Genomic DNA, 15,522 nt, shown 5'->3' on the forward strand with positions numbered 1-15,522 from the left:
ACCTAGCCGGGGTTGCCGAGACAATCATGGTTGCCGATCGGGTCGCTTCACCGAAGCACTCGCAAGAACCACATACAAATCAAAACCGAATACGAACCAAAAGCGCATACAAACCGCATAAAACGGAAAGGCCAGTCATGGATTTCACGCCCTACGATCTCATGGTCGATGTCGGATTGATCTCTGTACTCATGATCGTCGGCACCTTCATGCGCCGGCACTTCCAGTGGTTCCGTAGGCTTCTCATCCCGGCCCCGATCACCGCCGGGCTCCTCGCCCTGGCGCTCGGCCCGCAGGTCCTCGGGATCATGCCCTTCTCCGATTCCCTGAGCACCTATTCGACGATCCTCATCGCCGTCGTCTTCGCCGCCATGCCCTACAGCATGGCCTTCGCGTCCGGCAGCTTCGCCAAGGCTCGGAACATGTGGGCGTACTCAACGTCGATGTTCCTTGGGCAGTGGGGCATCTTCATCCTCCTCGGGGCTTTCGTCTTCGCCCCGCTCTTCGGTACTCCCGACTGGTTCGGCATGATGCTGCCCGTCGGCTTCGTCGGCGGCTTCGGCACCGCCGCGGCAGTCGGTGGCGCCCTCGATTCCGTGGGCATGGAGGCCGCCAGCTCCCTCGGCTTCACCGCCGCCACCCTCGGCACCCTCGCCGCCATCGTGGGCGGCATCATCTTTGCCAACTGGGGCATCCGTACCGGTCGGACCAACACCTTGCCCGAGAAGCTCCCTTGGGAGCTCCGCAGCGGCGAGATCACCGACGAAGACAAGCAGCCCTCGATCGGCAAGGCCACCACGAACCCCTCATCGATCGAACCCCTGGCTCTGCACGTCGGCTTCATCACCGTCACCGTGATGATCGCCTACTTCCTCAAACAGTGGCTCGAGTCCATCTTCCCCGAGCTGACCATTCCGCTTTTCGCGCTCTCCTTCGTGGTCGGCGTCGGCGGTCGGATCTTCCTGCGTGTCATCAATCGGCCGAAGTACCTCGACGCCCAAACGGTCCGCTCGATCTCAGGTGCGTCGACGGACTACCTCATTGCGTTCGGCATCGCATCGATCGTTCCGTCGGCTGTGGCTGGTTATCTCGTTCCATTGCTCATTCTCTTCGCCGCGGGCGTGGTGTACTGCACGCTGATTTTCTTCCTCTCCTCGCCTTTGTATTTCGGCGATCAGTGGCTCGAGCGCGGCATTTTCGGCTGGGGTTGGGCTACCGCCTCCGTGGCCACCGGCATCGCCTTGCTGAAGATCGTCGATCCTGACCTCAAGTCCGGAACGCTCGACGACTACGGGGTGGCCTATGTCGGGTTCGCCCCCTTCGAGATCGGCATGAACATCCTTGCGCCCATTGCGGTGCTCGCAGGCTTCCTGTCCGGGCTCGGAGGGGTGGCTCTGGTCGTGGCGGTCGGTGTGTTCGTGGTGCCCTTCTTCCTCGGGTGGATGCCTAATCATGGAAAGTCATCCGGGAAGGGAGGTTCGAGAGGAAAGGGGAGCGGGAAGGGGAGTTCGGCGGCGAGCGCCACCTCGAACGCAGACTAGGAAGCGGGGGAGTATGTGGGGGAGTTTGAGAGAGCGTGGGCGAGTGCGGGTGAGCGCGAAGGAACACGCGTGCAGCCAAGAGCCCACGCGCCCACAACAATGCACTCACAACCAAGCATCCACGCGCCCACAACAGTGCACTCACAATCAAGCGCCCACATCCGCGCATCCACATCCGCGCACCCGGCACCCCGCGCAGCCCGGCCGAGTCTGCCCTAAACTGGAGCATCATGAGCCCCAACTCCGAGTCACCTGAAGCGTCAAAGCCACAGTCTCCCGCCTTCATCACCGGCGCAGACATGTACGCCGCCTACAACCGCGGCGAGCGTATGACGATCCTCGATTCTCACTACTACAAGACCGAGAACAGCGCCTGGGAAGCCTACGTCAGCCAGCACATCCCCGGCTCGATGTTTTGTAATCCCCTCATGCACCTCGCGGCCATTCCCTCGCGTGAGCTCGGCCGCAACCCCCTGCCCGAAACCGGCCGCCTCCAGCAGCTCTTTGACGATTGGGGAATCACCGAGGGCAAGCCCGTCTACATCTACGACGCCGGCACCAACCTCTACGCCGCCCGCGCCTGGTGGGTCCTGCGTTGGGCCGGATTCCATGACGTGCACATTCTCAACGGTGGCACCTCCGAGTGGGAAAAGGCCGGCGGCGACCTCGCCGGCGGCATCGGAGCCCTGCGCGGGCGAGGGAATGTAACTGTTGCCCCCAACAGCATGCCCGAGCTCAACATCGATGAGGTCGACGACTGGAAGGAAGACAAGTTCCTCGTCGACTGCCGCGGTAGAGGACGCTTCGCCGGGCTCCGCGAGCAATACGACCACCAAGCCGGGCACATCCCCGGGGCGATCAATATTCCCGTCAGCGAACTCCGCGCCGACCGCGGTGCCAAGGCGGGCCCCATCGCCAGTCCCGAAAAGGTGCGTGAGGTGCTCGCGGAATTCGGCGTCGATAAGGGTGAAGATGTGGCGGTGTATTCCGGCTCGGGTGTGGGATCGGCCCTGTTCATCGCGGCCATGGAGCACGCCGGTTTGACCGGGGCGCGGCACTTCGTGGGAGGTTGGTCACAATGGGCCGCTTCCCGCACACGGCCCATCGAACGCGATTAAGCTTTTGGGCCATGAACAGCTTGCCCTCCCCAGAACCGCGCGGTTCGGGCGCGGGCGGAGGACGAGCTGTCGTGACGCCCTTCTCGGGCACTGCGGTGAGCCTCCGCGCGGTGCCCGACCCCGTGTTCGCCATGGGCACCATGGGATACGGCGTGGCCGTCATTCCCGATCCCGATGTGGAAATGGTCCGCGTCACCGCGCCCATCACCGGCGTCATCACGCGCGTGCAGCCGCACCTGTACGTGATCCAGGCCGTCCCGCCCGAGAGCACCGCACGAAGGATCCTGTCCGGGTGGCGCCGATTCGCCGAGGCCAGCGACCACCCGAGCGTGGTGGTGAGCGTGGGCGTCGATACCGCGCGGCTCGGCGGGGTTGGGTACGACCTGCACGTGGGGGAGGGGCAGCTCGTCCGCCGCGGCGAGGCCCTCTGCAGCTTTGCGCCGCGTGAGCTCAGCCGGCTCGGCTTCGATCCGATCACGTCGGTGGTCGGGCTGCAGCTCACCGCCGACGAGGTGGAGCTTCGGGTCATGGAAGGCGAGCCCGTTCTGGCGGGGGACTGTCTGTTTCTCCTGTAGGTGGTTGTGCGGGGGCGGTGTGGGACTGTCCGGGGCTGTGTGGGATTGCGCGGGTGTTGTGCAGGAGTGCGGTGGAGCTTGTCATGCCCCCGCGCGAAGCCATACTGTTGTGGAGTGACTCGCCGAATCTTCAGCCTGCTCGCGGTGCTTGGACTCGTGGGCGCCATGTCGGGCGTGACCGAATACCTCACCCCGTCTCCGCCCGTCTCGATCGCCTTTTTCGTGGTGATGCTCCTGCTCCAAATCTGGCCGCTCTACCTGACCCAGCAGTCGACCTACGGGCACTTTCGGCATCCCGTGAACCGTATGTATAGCCTCTTTTCGGTCATCGGGATCGTGGGGACGATCGTGATGTTTTCGTTCATGGTGATCCGCTCGTCGGTGGTGGCGGTGAGCATCGCTGGGTCGTTGATGTTTATGGGCATCGTTGGGGCCGGTGTTCTCGCCTTTTTTGCGACGCCATGGCGCGACCACATGTTTCGGGAGGATATGGTGCGCAGGGAGCGCAGCCGGGAGTCGGCAGGGGACCGCGGGCGTGCCCGTGAGAAGATCGTGGCCGCGCAGAGAACACTGGCCCAGAAGACGCAGAAAACACAAAACACGCTGAGGGCACAGAAGACACTGGGGGCCCAGAAGGTGCAGAAGGCCCAGCCAGCACAAGAGGCGCAAAAGACCCAGCAGTCGCAGCAGTCGCAGGGCGAGTAGCCGCAGCTATAACCCGTGCTTCCGGTTGATGAGCCGGTGCATCCACGCCGTCGGCAGCACCCGCGCCAGCGGGAACACCAGCGGCGCCATCGACCCCACCGCGTAGAGCGGGCGCGGTTTTTTAGGTGTTTCAATCGCCTTGAGGATCTCCCGCGCCACCCGTTCCGGAGAGATACCGCGGGCCTCGTTGGCGTCCAGGTGGTCGAGCATCGTCGAAAATTCCGCGCCGTACGGTCCCTCCAGGTTCGCGTACTTCGTGCGACGCTGCGACAGCCCCGTGTTGATCGAGCCCGGCTCCACCACCGACACCCCCACTCCGAAAGGCGCGACCTCCCGACGCAACGAGAACGCGAAGCCCTTGAGCGCCGCCTTGCTCGCCACGTAGCTACTGCGATAGGCCAGCGGGAAGCTCCCCAGCATCGACCCGACCATGACGATCCGGCCGTAGCCCGCCTCGCGCATCGCGGGCAACAGCTTCTGCGTGAGATCTACCTGGCCCAGCACGTTCGTCTGGAAAAGTCTCTCCAGTGCGGCGCGGGGCAGCTCCTCGAACGGCCCCGATTGGCTCTCACCCGCGTTGTTGACGAGCACCGCGGGCGTGCCCATCGCCAGAACCGACTCGGCGAAGGAAGCGATGCTGTCTGGATCGGCGAGATCGAGGGGCAGCATGTCGAAGGGCTCCCGGCAATCCCCCGGATTGCGGCTGGTGCCGATGACGCGCAGGGTGGCGTCGGACGAAAGAGCGAGAGCGGTGGCCCGGCCGATGCCCGAGGACGCCCCGGTGACGATCGCGAGGCGGCGCGGCGAAGCTGAGCGTGAGGATGTGCGTGAAGATGTGCGTGAGGATGCGTGTGAGTGTTCGTGTGCCATGAGCCAATTATGGGGCAACCCCGCAGCGTACAACGCGGCTTTCGTTTACGCGGGTCACGTTCGCCACGTATGATCGAGGGACAACTGCATACGCCGTTTGCAGCCGCGGCGGGAGATGTCGAGCTTCGCGCCGACTGCCGAAGGAGCAAATCCTCCCCGGGACACTCTCAGGCCCCCGAACCGCCGCGGCCAGGCACCTCTGGAAAGATCCCCGAGCCGTCGTATGCCGCGGGGGCACCGAAGGAGAAAAGCGCCTAGCGCGCCCAAGCTCTCAGGTACCAACGACAGAGCGGGGAGGGCCATCGATAGTCGTGCGAGACCACAGAAAGATCCGCCCCATGACCCCCTTCGTCCACCGTCACATTGGACCCAACGCCGACGATACCCAGGAGATTCTCGACTTCCTCGGGTACTCCAGCAGCACCGACCTCGCCAACGCGGCCCTGCCCGATTCCATCAAGCAGCAGAACCCCATTGGCCTGCCCGAGCCGCTCTCCGAGCAGGACACGCTGGCCCAGCTGCGCGCCTACGCCGCCAAGAACACGCTGAAGAAGCAGCTCATCGGTAACGGCTTTTACGACACGATCACCCCGGCCGTGATCCGCCGCAACGTGGTGGAAAACCCGGGCTGGTACACCGCCTACACGCCCTACCAGCCGGAGATTGCCCAGGGCCGACTCGAGGCGCTGCTGAACTTCCAGACGATGGTGGAGGACCTGACGGGCCTGCCGATCGCCGGTGCGTCGCTGCTCGATGAGGCGACCGCCGTGGCCGAGGCCGTGCAGCTCATGGCCCGCGGCAACGCCAAGGCGTTCAAGAAGGGTGGCGTGGTGCTGCTCGATTCGGCGCTGCACCAGCAGTCGATCACCGTGACCCTGGCGCGCGCCGAGGCGGCGGGGATTGCCGTGGAGGTTGCGGATCTGACTGGCGGTGCCGAGGGTGCCGATGGTGCCGAGGCGGCCGACCTGTTCGACCGCGACATCGTCGGCGTGGTCCTGTCCAACCCGGGCAGCACCGGCCGCGTGCAGGATCTTTCCGGCATCATTGCCCAGGCCAAGAACGCCGGCGCCCTCGTGACCGTGGCCTGCGACCTGCTGGCCCAGGTGCTCATCGCGTCGCCGGGCAGCCAGGGCGCGGACATTGCCGTGGGCTCCGCACAGCGCTTCGGCGTGCCCCTGTTCTACGGCGGACCGCACGCCGGTTTCATCGCGTGTACTGAGGACCTGCAGCGCAAGCTGCCCGGCCGCATCGTGGGCGTGAGCGTCGATTCCGAGGGCAACCCCGCCTACCGCCTCGCCCTGCAGACCCGCGAGCAGCACATTCGCCGCGACAAGGCTACCTCGAACATCTGCACCGCCCAGGCGCTGCTGGCCGTGGTCGCGAGCTTCTACGCCGTGTGGCACGGCCCCGAGGGCCTGCGCGAGATCGCCGCGTCCGTGCACGCCCGGGCCATGGCGCTGGCCGTGGGCCTGTCCGAAGCCGGCCTCCCGCTGGCGCACGACACTTTCTTCGACACCGTGACCGTGGACGTCAGCTCCACCTTCGACAGCGCGGATGCCGCCCTGTCCGCCGCCTGCGATGCCGGCTTCAACCTGCGCCGCGTCAACGATTCCTTCGTGGGCATATCCGTGGGCGAATCCACCACCGACGCTGACGTGGAGGAGCTGGTTAGGGTTCTTTCTGGTCGCGACGCCACAGTGAACACCGCCGCCAGCTCCGCCGAGGAACTGCTGGCTGGTTCTGTGCTCGAGGGGCTGCTGCGCGAGGACGAGATTCTCACCCACCCAATCTTCCGTTCGATTACCTCCGAGACGCAGATGATGCGCTACATGCGCATGCTGTCCGATCGCGACCTGGCGCTGGATCGCACGATGATTCCGTTGGGTTCCTGCACCATGAAGCTCAACTCGGCGGTGTCCATGGAGCCGATCACGTGGCCGAACTTCGCCGGGATCCACCCGCACGTGCCGGATGAGCAGGCCGCCGGTTGGTTGGAGCTCATCGAGGACCTCGAGACCAAGCTGGCCAAGATCACCGGGTACGCGAAGGTGAGTGTGCAGCCGAACTCCGGTGCGCAGGGCGAGTTTGCCGGCCTGCTAGCGATCCGCCGCTACCACCAGTCCCGCGGCGATCACGAGCGCACGATCGTGCTGATCCCGGCTTCCGCGCACGGCACCAACGCCGCGTCAGCCGCGCTGGCCGGGCTCAAGGTGGTTGCCGTGAAGAACGCCGAGGATGGCTCGGTGGATCTCGACGACCTGGATGCGAAGCTGGAGAAGTACGGCCCGCAGACCGCGGGCATCATGATCACCTACCCGTCCACGCACGGCGTGTTCGAGGAGCAGGTCCGCGAGGTGTGCAAGAAGGTACACGATGCGGGCGGCCAGGTGTACGTCGACGGCGCGAACCTCAATGCGATCGTGGGGCTAGCGCAGCCGGGCGAGTTCGGCGGCGACGTGTCGCACCTGAACCTGCACAAGACCTTCACCATCCCCCACGGTGGTGGCGGCCCGGGCGTGGGCCCGGTGTGCGTGGCCGAGCAGCTCGTTCCGTTCCTGCCCTCCGACCCGGGCCAGGACGTGAAGGAAGGCTTCGAGGAAGGTCAGCCGGTGAGCGGCACCAAGTATGGTTCCGTGGGCGTGCTGCCGATCACCTGGTCGTACATTGCGATGATGGGCGACGAGGGTCTGACCGAGGCATCACGCATGGCGCTGGTGAACGCGAACTACATTTCCGCAAAGCTGCACGATTACTTCCCCACGCTGTACACCGGTAAGAACGACCTGGTGGGCCACGAGTGCATCCTGGATCTGCGGGAGCTGACCAAGAAGTCCGGTGTGACCGCCGAGGACGTTTCGAAGCGCCTCATGGACTACGGATTCCACGCCCCGACCCTGGCGTTCCCCGTGGCGGGCACGCTCATGGTGGAGCCCACCGAGTCGGAGGATAAGGCTGAACTCGATCGTTTCATTGAGGCCATGGTGTCGATCCACGGCGAGATCCAGGAGATCGTGGACGGCAAGGTCGCGCTCGAGGATTCCGTGGTGCGCCAGGCTCCCTTCACCGCGTTCTCTGTGACCCGCGACGACTTCGAAGAGGCCGTGTCCAAGGGCGCGTTCACGCGTGAGCAGGCGGCCTTCCCGGTTCCGGGGCTGCGGCACACGAAGTACTTCCCGCCGGTGCGCCGCATCGACAATGCGTATGGCGACCGTAACCTGGTGTGCTCGTGCCCGCCGCTGGAGGCTTTCGATATTGAGGCCGACAACGATACTGACACTGGGGCGGACGCGTAGGCTGACACCGACACCCCAGCTAACCGATAGCTAACCAATAGCAACGAAAGCGATAGACGTCTTATGGCACAGGATCAACTCAAGCACACCGCACTCCACAGCGTTCACGCCAAGCTGGGCGCCCGGTTCACCGATTTCGGTGGCTGGGACATGCCCCTGAAGTACACCAGCGAGCTCGACGAGCACCGCGCCGTCCGCGAGGCCGTGGGCGTGTTCGACCTCTCCCACATGGGCGAGGTGTGGGTTCGCGGACCCCAGGCAGCCGAGTTCCTCGATTACGCCCTGATTTCCAAGCTGTCCGCCGTAAAGGTCGGCAAGGCGAAGTACTCGATGATCTGCACCGAGTCGGGTGGCATTATTGACGACCTCATCAGCTACCGCATCGAGGAGAACACGTACCTGGTCGTCCCCAACGCGGGCAACATCGACAACGTTGTCTCGGCCCTCCAGGAACGGGCTGGATCTTTCGACGTCGACGTGGAAGACAAGTCCGCGAAGACCTCCATGATCGCAGTCCAGGGCCCCAAGGCCGCTGAGGCCATGGTGGAGATCGTCGAGAACGTCGTGGAGGCCCCCGAGGCCTCCGGCGCCGGTTCCACTGTTACCGAAGCCATCGCCGGCCTAGGCTACTACGCTGCTTTCGAGGGTATTGTCGCTGGTCAGCCAGTATTGGTCGCTCGCACCGGCTACACGGGCGAGGATGGTTTCGAGATTATCGTCAACAACGACGCCGCCCAGGACGTCTGGGATAAGGCTCTCGCGGAGGCTACTCGTCTCGGTGGTCTGCCCTGTGGCCTCGCCTGCCGTGACACCCTGCGCCTCGAGGCTGGCATGCCGCTGTATGGCAACGAATTGTCTCTGAAGCTCACCCCGGTCGACGCGGGGCTCGGCGTGCTCGCCGCCACCAAGTCCAAGGATTCCTTCGTTGGTCGTGACGCCATCATGGCGGCCAAGGACAAGGGCACCGAGCAGACCTTGATTGGTCTATCCGGGGAGGGGCGCCGGGCAGCACGCGGTGGTTATGCCGTGATGGCTGGCGATAAGAAGATCGGCGAGGTGACCTCCGGTGCGCTGTCGCCCACGCTGGGGCACCCGGTGGCCATGGCGTACGTGTCCAAGTCTGCCGTGACTTCGGGCGCGGCTGCCGAGGGCGCCGAGGTTGAGGTGGATATCCGCGGCAAGCGCCTGCCGTTTACGGTGGTGGCGCTGCCGTTCTACTCCCGCGAAAAGTAGCTAGCTGCTGCCGGAGGCCAGCCCGGAGGATCCGCCCGCGAGGCCGCCGATGTCATCGGCGGGGTGGAACCCGTTGGTTCCGCCGATGGGGCCACCCGGCAGCGAGGATCCGGCGGCAATCGGGCCCCACGTGAGGTCCTTGCCGGACTTGAGATTGTCGAGGGCAGCGAACAGCTCGCGCAGCGCCCGCTGCGTGCCCGCGTATTGGACGCGGTCGAGGAACAGCGGGCGCAATTCTCCGAACTTCTTGGCTTGCTCGTCGGTGAGCCCGTAGATCTTCCCGCCGAGCACGAAGTTGCCCCAGGTGCCGAGCTCCTTGCGCATGCCGGCTACCTGCTCATCAGTGAGTCCCTTGCTTTTGGCCAGCGCGGCGAGTTCGTCCTGGAATGACTTTGCGACCTCTTCGGGGGAGCCGAAGAAGTTCTGCGCATTGTTGGCGAACCCGAGCGCGCCCAGAGCCGTGGTCAGGGGGCCATTGACGCCCGCGCCTTCCAGTGCGTTTTGTGCCGATCCGGCGGTGAGGCCGCCGGTGCGTCCGCCGTTATCGAGCCAGATCTTGTGGCGTGGGGCCACGGCGAAGAGGTCGAAGCCCAGGCCCCACGCATCACCGCAGAGGTTGAAGCAGGTGCCGCGTTCTGGGGAGGGCGTGTAACCATTGGCGAGCGGCACGGCGCCAGCCGGGGAGGCCAGCGTGGCCGCGAGGGTCGTTGCGAGCGCCACGGAACCCGCGGCGGCGATGCGTCGGAAGGTATTTTTCATGCCGAAAATGCTAAGGCACGCGGTATGGATCCACGACGAAAGCGGCGTGTTTTTGTTCACCGTGCACAGTTGAAAAGCGGCTCATGAGTTCACTTGTGCACCATAAGTCACATTTTCTTAGGGAAATGCCCCGGCTCAGACCACGAAGTCCAGCCCCACGTCCAGCGCCCGCACCGAGTGCGTCAGCGCGCCGACCGCCAGGTAATCCACGCCCGCTTCCGCGTAGTCCCGCGCCACCTCGAGGCTCAGCCCGCCCGAGGATTCCAGCTGCGTTTCCGGACTTGCCGCGTGCGTGAGCTCCACCGCCTGCCGCGTCTGCTCGGGCGAGAAATTATCTAGCAAAATGAGCTCCGGGCGTAGCGGCAGCAGCTCGCGCAGCTGTTCGAGCGTGTCCACCTCGATCTCCCGCGGCAGATCCGGGAAGCGCGTCGTGAGCCGCCCAAACGCCTCTGCGACATCACCCACCCCGGCGATGTGGTTGTCCTTGATCATGGCGGCGTCGCCCAACCCCATCCGATGATTCACCCCGCCGCCGCAGCGCACCGCGTATTTCTGCAGCTCGCGGAGGCCTGGCAGGGTCTTGCGGGTGTCGCGAATCCGCGCGTGCGTGCCCTCCACCGCGTCGACCCACCGGCGGGTGGCGGTCGCGATGCCGCTCGCATGACTCACGATGTTGAGCATCGTGCGTTCCGCTTCCAAGATCGACGCCGTCAGCCCCGCGATGCGCACGAGGTCTTGACCGGGTTCGACCGTATCCCCGTCCTCCACGAGCACCTCGACGCTTACGCCTGAAGGGTGTGCTGACGAAGCGTGTGCTGCCTGAGCTGTCGGGGCAGCGTGAGAAGCATGGGAACCCGCAGGCAGGGCATGCGGCAGCTCCTCGAAGGTCAGGGGCACCGCCGCCAGGGCAGCAACCACGCCCCGCTCCCGCGAACGCAGCACCGCCTCAGAGCGCGAAGACGGATCGATGGTTGCGAGCGTGGCGGCGTCGGGACCAAAAAGAAAATCCTCCGCCAAGCCCGCGCGGATGAGGGGCCGGAGCGCGTCCCGCACTACTCGCCACCACCCGGGTTACCGATGGAGATCATGGCCTCAACCGAAGCGCGGGCCCGATCGGCAATGTCCGCGGGAACCGTGACCTCGTCCTGCTCGAGCTCGAGGCAGCGCAGCAACGCCGCGGGCGTGATCATCTTCATGTACGGGCAGCTCGCGTGCTCATTGACGGGCAGGAAGTCCACGCCCGGGGCGGCCTTGCGGAGCTGGTGGAGCATGCCAATCTCCGTGGCGACCAGCACCGTGCGGCTCGGCGAGGAACTGCCCGCGAAACCGGCGTTCTGCTCGCCGAGGGACGTGGCCTCGCCGAGCATCTGGCCCGTGCTGAGCATGTGCACGCGATCGGGATCGATGGCGCCCTCGCCCGCGAGGTAAATGGCGGAGTTCGCGCAACCGCACTCGGGGTGGATGTAGAGCTGGGACGTGGGGTGCTCCTGGGCCTGATCGCCGAGCTGCTTGCCGTTGATGCCCGCGTGGACGTGGCACTCGCCGGCCCAGACGTGGATGTTGTCGCGGCCCGTCTCGCGCTGCACGTGGGCGCCGAGGAACTGGTCGGGGAGGAAGAGGATGTCCTTATCCTCGGGGAGGTGGCGGACCACATCGACGGCGTTGGAACTGGTGCAGCACACGTCCGTGAGGGCCTTCACCTCGGCGGTGGTGTTCACGTAGGAAACCACGAGCGCATCGGGGTACTCGGCCTTCCACGCGCGCAGCTCGTCGGCGGTGATGGAATCGGCGAGGGAACAGCCGGCCTCCGCGTCCGGGATGAGCACCTTCTTGTCGGGGGAGAGGATCTTGGCCGTCTCCGCCATGAAGTGCACGCCGCAGAACACGATGATGTCCTCTTCGGCGTCGGCGGCGATGCGGGACAGTGCAAGGGAATCACCGGTGTGATCGGCGATGTCCTGGATTTCCGGTATCTGATAATTGTGCGCCAGGATGATGGCGTTTTTCTCTTCCTTGAGCTCGCGGATGCGATCCGCCCACTCGGGGGAGGCGTTTACTCCTTCCCAGCTGTGGGGGCCGCGGCGGATGTCGTTGAGGAGGGTCACTGGTTTTCTCTTCTGGTGGTCTCTGGTGGTCTCAGGTGGTCGTTGTTGGGTTAGCTGTTGGGATATCTGTGGGGTTATTTAGTGTGGATCGCGGTGTGGATCTTTGTTGGGATCTTGATATGGATGTTATAGCCGCCTTGTTGGCGCGGGGCAGACATACACGTGATGTGCAGACCCTGCATGGCAGCACTATTAATAGTGCACCCTCGTGTAAGATTCTGGGCATAATTCGCTATCAAACCCCTGCGAAGGAGACCGCGTAATGACCGCACTGCCAACTGACTTCCTGTACTCCGAAGAGCACGAGTGGGTGAACACTTCCGCCGTCGTTGAGGGCGAAACCGTGCGCGTGGGCATCACCCACATCGCCGCCGAGGCCCTGGGTGAGATCGTGTTCGTTGAGCTTCCTGAGGTCGGCACCGAGATTGAGGCCGGCGAGGCATACGGCGAGGTCGAGTCCACCAAGTCTGTGTCCGACATCTACGCTCCGGTCTCCGGCGAGATCGTGGCCATCAATGAGGATCTGGAAGACAACGCCGACGTGATCAACGAGGATCCCTACGGCGAGGGCTGGCTCTACGAGGTGAAGGTCACCGAGTCCGGTGACCTCATGGACGCGGAGGCATACGAAGCCGCCAACCAGTAAGGCGTTTCGTGTCCGGTCTTCTCCTGCTGCTCGTCGGCCTCGCCCTGCTGGGTGCGGCCGTTGCGCTGCTGCTGCGCGCCCGCGGCTCCGATGCCGACGGGCGCGTTGGCATGCCCGGACAGGGGAAGGCTGGTGTTGGTTCCGGTGGCGCTGGGGTTGGCGAGGTCGGGTCGAGCGAAGCTGGCTTGAACGGGGCTGGAACCAACGAAGCTGGGTTCAGCGAGGCGGGGCCGGGCGAGCCGGTTCAGAGCCGGGCAACGCATGACGAGGAGCGCCGGGGCGGGCTAGTCCACGGGGCGCCTGAACAGAGTGTACGTAAGGACGCTGCCGATGACGCCGATGACGCCGATGACGTTGATGACGCTCGCGCCGTCGGGGGCGCCGATGCGGGAGGCGATGGGGACGCACGCGATTCGGAAGAACGCGGCCACGGCGAGAATGGTGACATCAGTGCCGATGGCCGTGCCGAGAACGGTGGTGAAGGCGATGGCGACAATCAAGAAGCCAGCCAAGAGGCCACGACCGACGTCAGCACTGACGACGGCCAGGTAGATGAGCGTACCGATGGCGGTGAGCAGGCCACCGAGGAAACCCACTCCGACCCCAATCACGCCAACCTCAATCACGCCCCCAACCACGCCAAGGCCGAACCGCGCCCCGAACCTCCCCGCACCAGCAGCGGCTTCGACTTCATGAAGCGACGCCGCAAGCAGTGGGCCCTCGACAACGGCTGCGCCTACGACCGCGAGGACAAGGCCGTGGCCGCGCAGTGGCCCGTCAGCATCATCGGCCACTCCGCCACGGTCCCCACCGTGCGTGACATGATCAGCGGCTTCTTCGAAGGCCACCAAACCCACATCGGCGACATCGGTGAGTACACAATTCTCGCGATGCGTCGGTCCGCCGGATCGCCCGTGCGCGTTCACTACTCCAAGGCCGGTGCCATGCCGCAGGGCATGCGCCGAACCTCCCTGCTCGACCAGCCTCCCTTCTTCAGCTACGCCACCGACGTGCGCGCTCTCGACCGGATGCTGGACTCCCGCCTCGAGGATGCCCTCGCCGCCCTGTCGCAGGTCGCCGACGACATCGCCTGGGAAGACAACTGGGTGGCCGTGCGCATGTCCAAGCGCCTCGAGCTCAGCGTGTGGAAGGCGATCATCCCGCACGTCCGCGACATGGCCGACGCCGCAATGGTGCTCCCGCCCTACGAACTCAACATTCCGCTCGACCTCATCCACGCCGATCAGACCCGTCCCATGCCCGGTGGGCCGCTCGTCATCGAGCCGGGTACCAGGGGCGTGGAGCGCACGGTGGCCGAAGCCCTCGCCGGCGCCGAGGATTCCGATGATGGGTACGGCGCGGACTACGCAGGTCAGGGCGATACTGGACGTGCAGGAAACGCAGGAAACGCAGGAAACGCAGGAAACTCAGGAAGCACGGGAAACCCGCGCCCCGCATACATCCGCGCCGTGCCCGATGCTGTCCCCAACGGCGAGTCCAATGCAGGCACAAGCGCCGATCCGGATTCCGGATCCACGCCCTCAGACCACCGCGACCCCAGCTCGTCCACGGATGACTCACCCGTCGCCCACGCCGAGGTTCCCACCGCGGACCGTCCGGACATCACCCGCCCCGCTGAGCCCGTCAGTTTCCCCACCCGGGCCAATGCCCGCTGGGAAGACGCCGAGGCGGACTTCGATGATTTCCCCGTAGCGGCCTCGAGTGAAGAGATCCCATCCCTGGGCGAGGATCCGGAGCACACGGGCGCCACGGCGTCGCGGCGACCGCGCGTGATCCGCGTGGACATTGACGAGGAGGCGACGATCTTCGACGATCCCGCCGAGGACGCTGATGACCTCGATAGCGATGCGGAAACCCTGTCTCACGAAGCTCGACGCCGCCGCGGTGGCCGTCACCGGGCGCCGGAAGCGCGGCACGCCAGGCCGGACCCGATCGAGGCCGTGGAGTATGAGACCGTCGACGGTGAGATTATCGATGACTAGCCCTAATCGACCGCGCTGGGCCCAGCTCACGGCGCAGTGAGCCGGGCCAGCAACGCAGCCACAACGGCACAAGCCCGAAGAAACGTCACACGAATAATCGAGGAAGGACCAGTAATGGTTGATAACAACAAGAAGCAGCGACTAGCCGAGCTCGTCAAGGAGCTCGCGGTGGTACACGGGCGGGTCACGCTCTCCTCCGGCAAGGAAGCCGATTACTACGTGGACCTGCGCCGCGCCACCCTGCACCACGAGGCGAGCCCGCTGATCGGCGAGCTGCTGCGCGAGCTCACCGCCGACTGGGATTACGTGCACGTTGGCGGGCTGACCTTGGGTGCGGACCCGGTGGCCACGGCCGTGATGCACGCCGGCGAGGGCGTGGATGCGTTCGTGGTCCGCAAGGAGGCCAAGAAGCACGGCATGCAGCGCCGCATTGAGGGCCCGGATATTGAGGGCAAGCGCGTGCTCGTGGTGGAAGACACCACGACCACCGGCAATAGCCCGCTGACCGCTGTAGCGGCGGTGCGCGAGGCCGGCGCCGAGGTAGTGGGCGTGGCGACCGTGGTGGATCGCGCGACGGGTGCGAAGGACGTCATCGAAGCCGAGGGCCTGGAGTACCGCTACCTGCTGGGGCTGGAAGACCTGGGCCTTGCATAGTTCGGGGAGCGCTTCGGAGG

At 65.3% G+C, this 15,522-nt stretch carries 13 protein-coding genes and 2 riboswitches; of the genes, 9 read left to right on the forward strand and 4 right to left on the reverse strand.

Annotated features, from left to right (window positions below; all coding sequences use genetic code 11):
- Window positions 1–137 precede the first annotated feature (137 nt).
- The 4 genes from LA343_RS03170 to LA343_RS03185 all read left to right on the forward strand — a co-directional run bounded on the left by LA343_RS03170 (window position 138) and on the right by LA343_RS03185 (window position 3,939).
- Window positions 138–1,541, forward strand: coding sequence for a sodium/glutamate symporter (locus tag LA343_RS03170; protein ID WP_025401917.1), 1,404 nt, complete (start codon window positions 138–140; stop codon window positions 1,539–1,541).
- A 230-nt stretch (window positions 1,542–1,771) separates the two neighbouring features.
- Window positions 1,772–2,659, forward strand: coding sequence for a sulfurtransferase (locus tag LA343_RS03175; protein ID WP_025401918.1), 888 nt, complete (start codon window positions 1,772–1,774; stop codon window positions 2,657–2,659).
- A gap of 11 nt (window positions 2,660–2,670) precedes the next feature.
- Window positions 2,671–3,234 (forward strand): PTS sugar transporter subunit IIA, encoded by a 564-nt coding sequence (locus LA343_RS03180; RefSeq protein WP_081737252.1) that lies wholly within the window; start codon window positions 2,671–2,673, stop codon window positions 3,232–3,234.
- A gap of 114 nt (window positions 3,235–3,348) precedes the next feature.
- Window positions 3,349–3,939: a hypothetical protein gene (locus tag LA343_RS03185; RefSeq protein WP_025401920.1), complete on the forward strand. Its 591-nt coding sequence runs from the start codon at window positions 3,349–3,351 to the stop codon at window positions 3,937–3,939.
- Window positions 3,940–3,945: 6 nt separating this feature from the next.
- Here the strand turns inward: LA343_RS03185 and LA343_RS03190 are convergent, their stop codons facing one another.
- Window positions 3,946–4,809, reverse strand: coding sequence for an SDR family oxidoreductase (locus tag LA343_RS03190; RefSeq protein ID WP_025401921.1), 864 nt, complete (start codon window positions 4,807–4,809; stop codon window positions 3,946–3,948).
- Between the two features lie 99 nt (window positions 4,810–4,908).
- Window positions 4,909–5,002: riboswitch (glycine riboswitch) on the forward strand.
- Window positions 5,003–5,107: riboswitch (glycine riboswitch) on the forward strand.
- A 40-nt stretch (window positions 5,108–5,147) separates the two neighbouring features.
- Here LA343_RS03190 and gcvP point away from each other — a divergent pair.
- Complete coding sequence (gcvP, locus tag LA343_RS03195; RefSeq protein WP_025401922.1) at window positions 5,148–8,102, forward strand: aminomethyl-transferring glycine dehydrogenase; 2,955 nt, start codon at window positions 5,148–5,150, stop codon at window positions 8,100–8,102.
- 63 nt (window positions 8,103–8,165) lie between these two features.
- Entirely contained in the window at window positions 8,166–9,335 is a 1,170-nt protein-coding gene (gcvT, locus tag LA343_RS03200) for a glycine cleavage system aminomethyltransferase GcvT (RefSeq protein ID WP_025401923.1), read from the forward strand.
- On the opposite strand, the gene LA343_RS03205 is transcribed toward gcvT, so the two are convergent.
- The 3 genes from LA343_RS03205 to nadA form a co-directional block, all read right to left on the reverse strand.
- Window positions 9,336–10,094: a hypothetical protein gene (locus tag LA343_RS03205; protein ID WP_025401924.1), complete on the reverse strand. Its 759-nt coding sequence runs from the start codon at window positions 10,092–10,094 to the stop codon at window positions 9,336–9,338. It abuts the gene before it with no gap.
- 135 nt (window positions 10,095–10,229) lie between these two features.
- Window positions 10,230–11,147 (reverse strand): carboxylating nicotinate-nucleotide diphosphorylase, encoded by a 918-nt coding sequence (nadC, locus tag LA343_RS03210; protein ID WP_025401925.1) that lies wholly within the window; start codon window positions 11,145–11,147, stop codon window positions 10,230–10,232.
- Window positions 11,147–12,199 carry a quinolinate synthase NadA gene (gene nadA, locus LA343_RS03215; protein ID WP_025401926.1) on the reverse strand — a complete coding sequence of 351 codons (1,053 nt, stop codon included), beginning with the start codon at window positions 12,197–12,199 and terminating at the stop codon, window positions 11,147–11,149. Before nadA ends, nadC begins: the two co-directional genes overlap by 1 nt.
- Before the next feature lie 262 nt (window positions 12,200–12,461).
- On the opposite strand from nadA, the gene gcvH reads away from it, so the two are divergent.
- From gcvH to pyrE, 3 genes are all read left to right on the forward strand, one after another.
- Window positions 12,462–12,845 (forward strand): glycine cleavage system protein GcvH, encoded by a 384-nt coding sequence (gene gcvH / locus LA343_RS03220; protein ID WP_025401927.1) that lies wholly within the window; start codon window positions 12,462–12,464, stop codon window positions 12,843–12,845.
- An 8-nt stretch (window positions 12,846–12,853) separates the two neighbouring features.
- On the forward strand, window positions 12,854–14,848 hold the full coding sequence (locus LA343_RS03225; RefSeq protein ID WP_025401928.1) for a type III secretion system chaperone family protein: 1,995 nt from the start codon (window positions 12,854–12,856) through the stop codon (window positions 14,846–14,848).
- A gap of 114 nt (window positions 14,849–14,962) precedes the next feature.
- Window positions 14,963–15,502 carry an orotate phosphoribosyltransferase gene (gene pyrE / locus LA343_RS03230; protein WP_025401929.1) on the forward strand — a complete coding sequence of 180 codons (540 nt, stop codon included), beginning with the start codon at window positions 14,963–14,965 and terminating at the stop codon, window positions 15,500–15,502.
- Window positions 15,503–15,522 lie beyond the last annotated feature (20 nt).

Source organism: Corynebacterium falsenii, from assembly GCF_020099275.1.
GTDB lineage: Bacteria > Actinomycetota > Actinomycetes > Mycobacteriales > Mycobacteriaceae > Corynebacterium > Corynebacterium falsenii.

Coding starts and splice junctions, on each gene's coding strand:
- LA343_RS03170 (WP_025401917.1), top strand. CDS start 138: ATGGATTTCACGCCCTACGATCTCATGGTCGATGTCGGATTGATCTCT.
- gcvH (WP_025401927.1), top strand. CDS start 12,462: ATGACCGCACTGCCAACTGACTTCCTGTACTCCGAAGAGCACGAGTGG.
- LA343_RS03175 (WP_025401918.1), top strand. CDS start 1,772: ATGAGCCCCAACTCCGAGTCACCTGAAGCGTCAAAGCCACAGTCTCCC.
- pyrE (WP_025401929.1), top strand. CDS start 14,963: ATGGTTGATAACAACAAGAAGCAGCGACTAGCCGAGCTCGTCAAGGAG.
- LA343_RS03180 (WP_081737252.1), top strand. CDS start 2,671: ATGAACAGCTTGCCCTCCCCAGAACCGCGCGGTTCGGGCGCGGGCGGA.
- LA343_RS03190 (WP_025401921.1), bottom strand. CDS start 4,809: ATGGCACACGAACACTCACACGCATCCTCACGCACATCTTCACGCACA.
- gcvT (WP_025401923.1), top strand. CDS start 8,166: ATGGCACAGGATCAACTCAAGCACACCGCACTCCACAGCGTTCACGCC.
- gcvP (WP_025401922.1), top strand. CDS start 5,148: ATGACCCCCTTCGTCCACCGTCACATTGGACCCAACGCCGACGATACC.
- LA343_RS03205 (WP_025401924.1), bottom strand. CDS start 10,094: ATGAAAAATACCTTCCGACGCATCGCCGCCGCGGGTTCCGTGGCGCTC.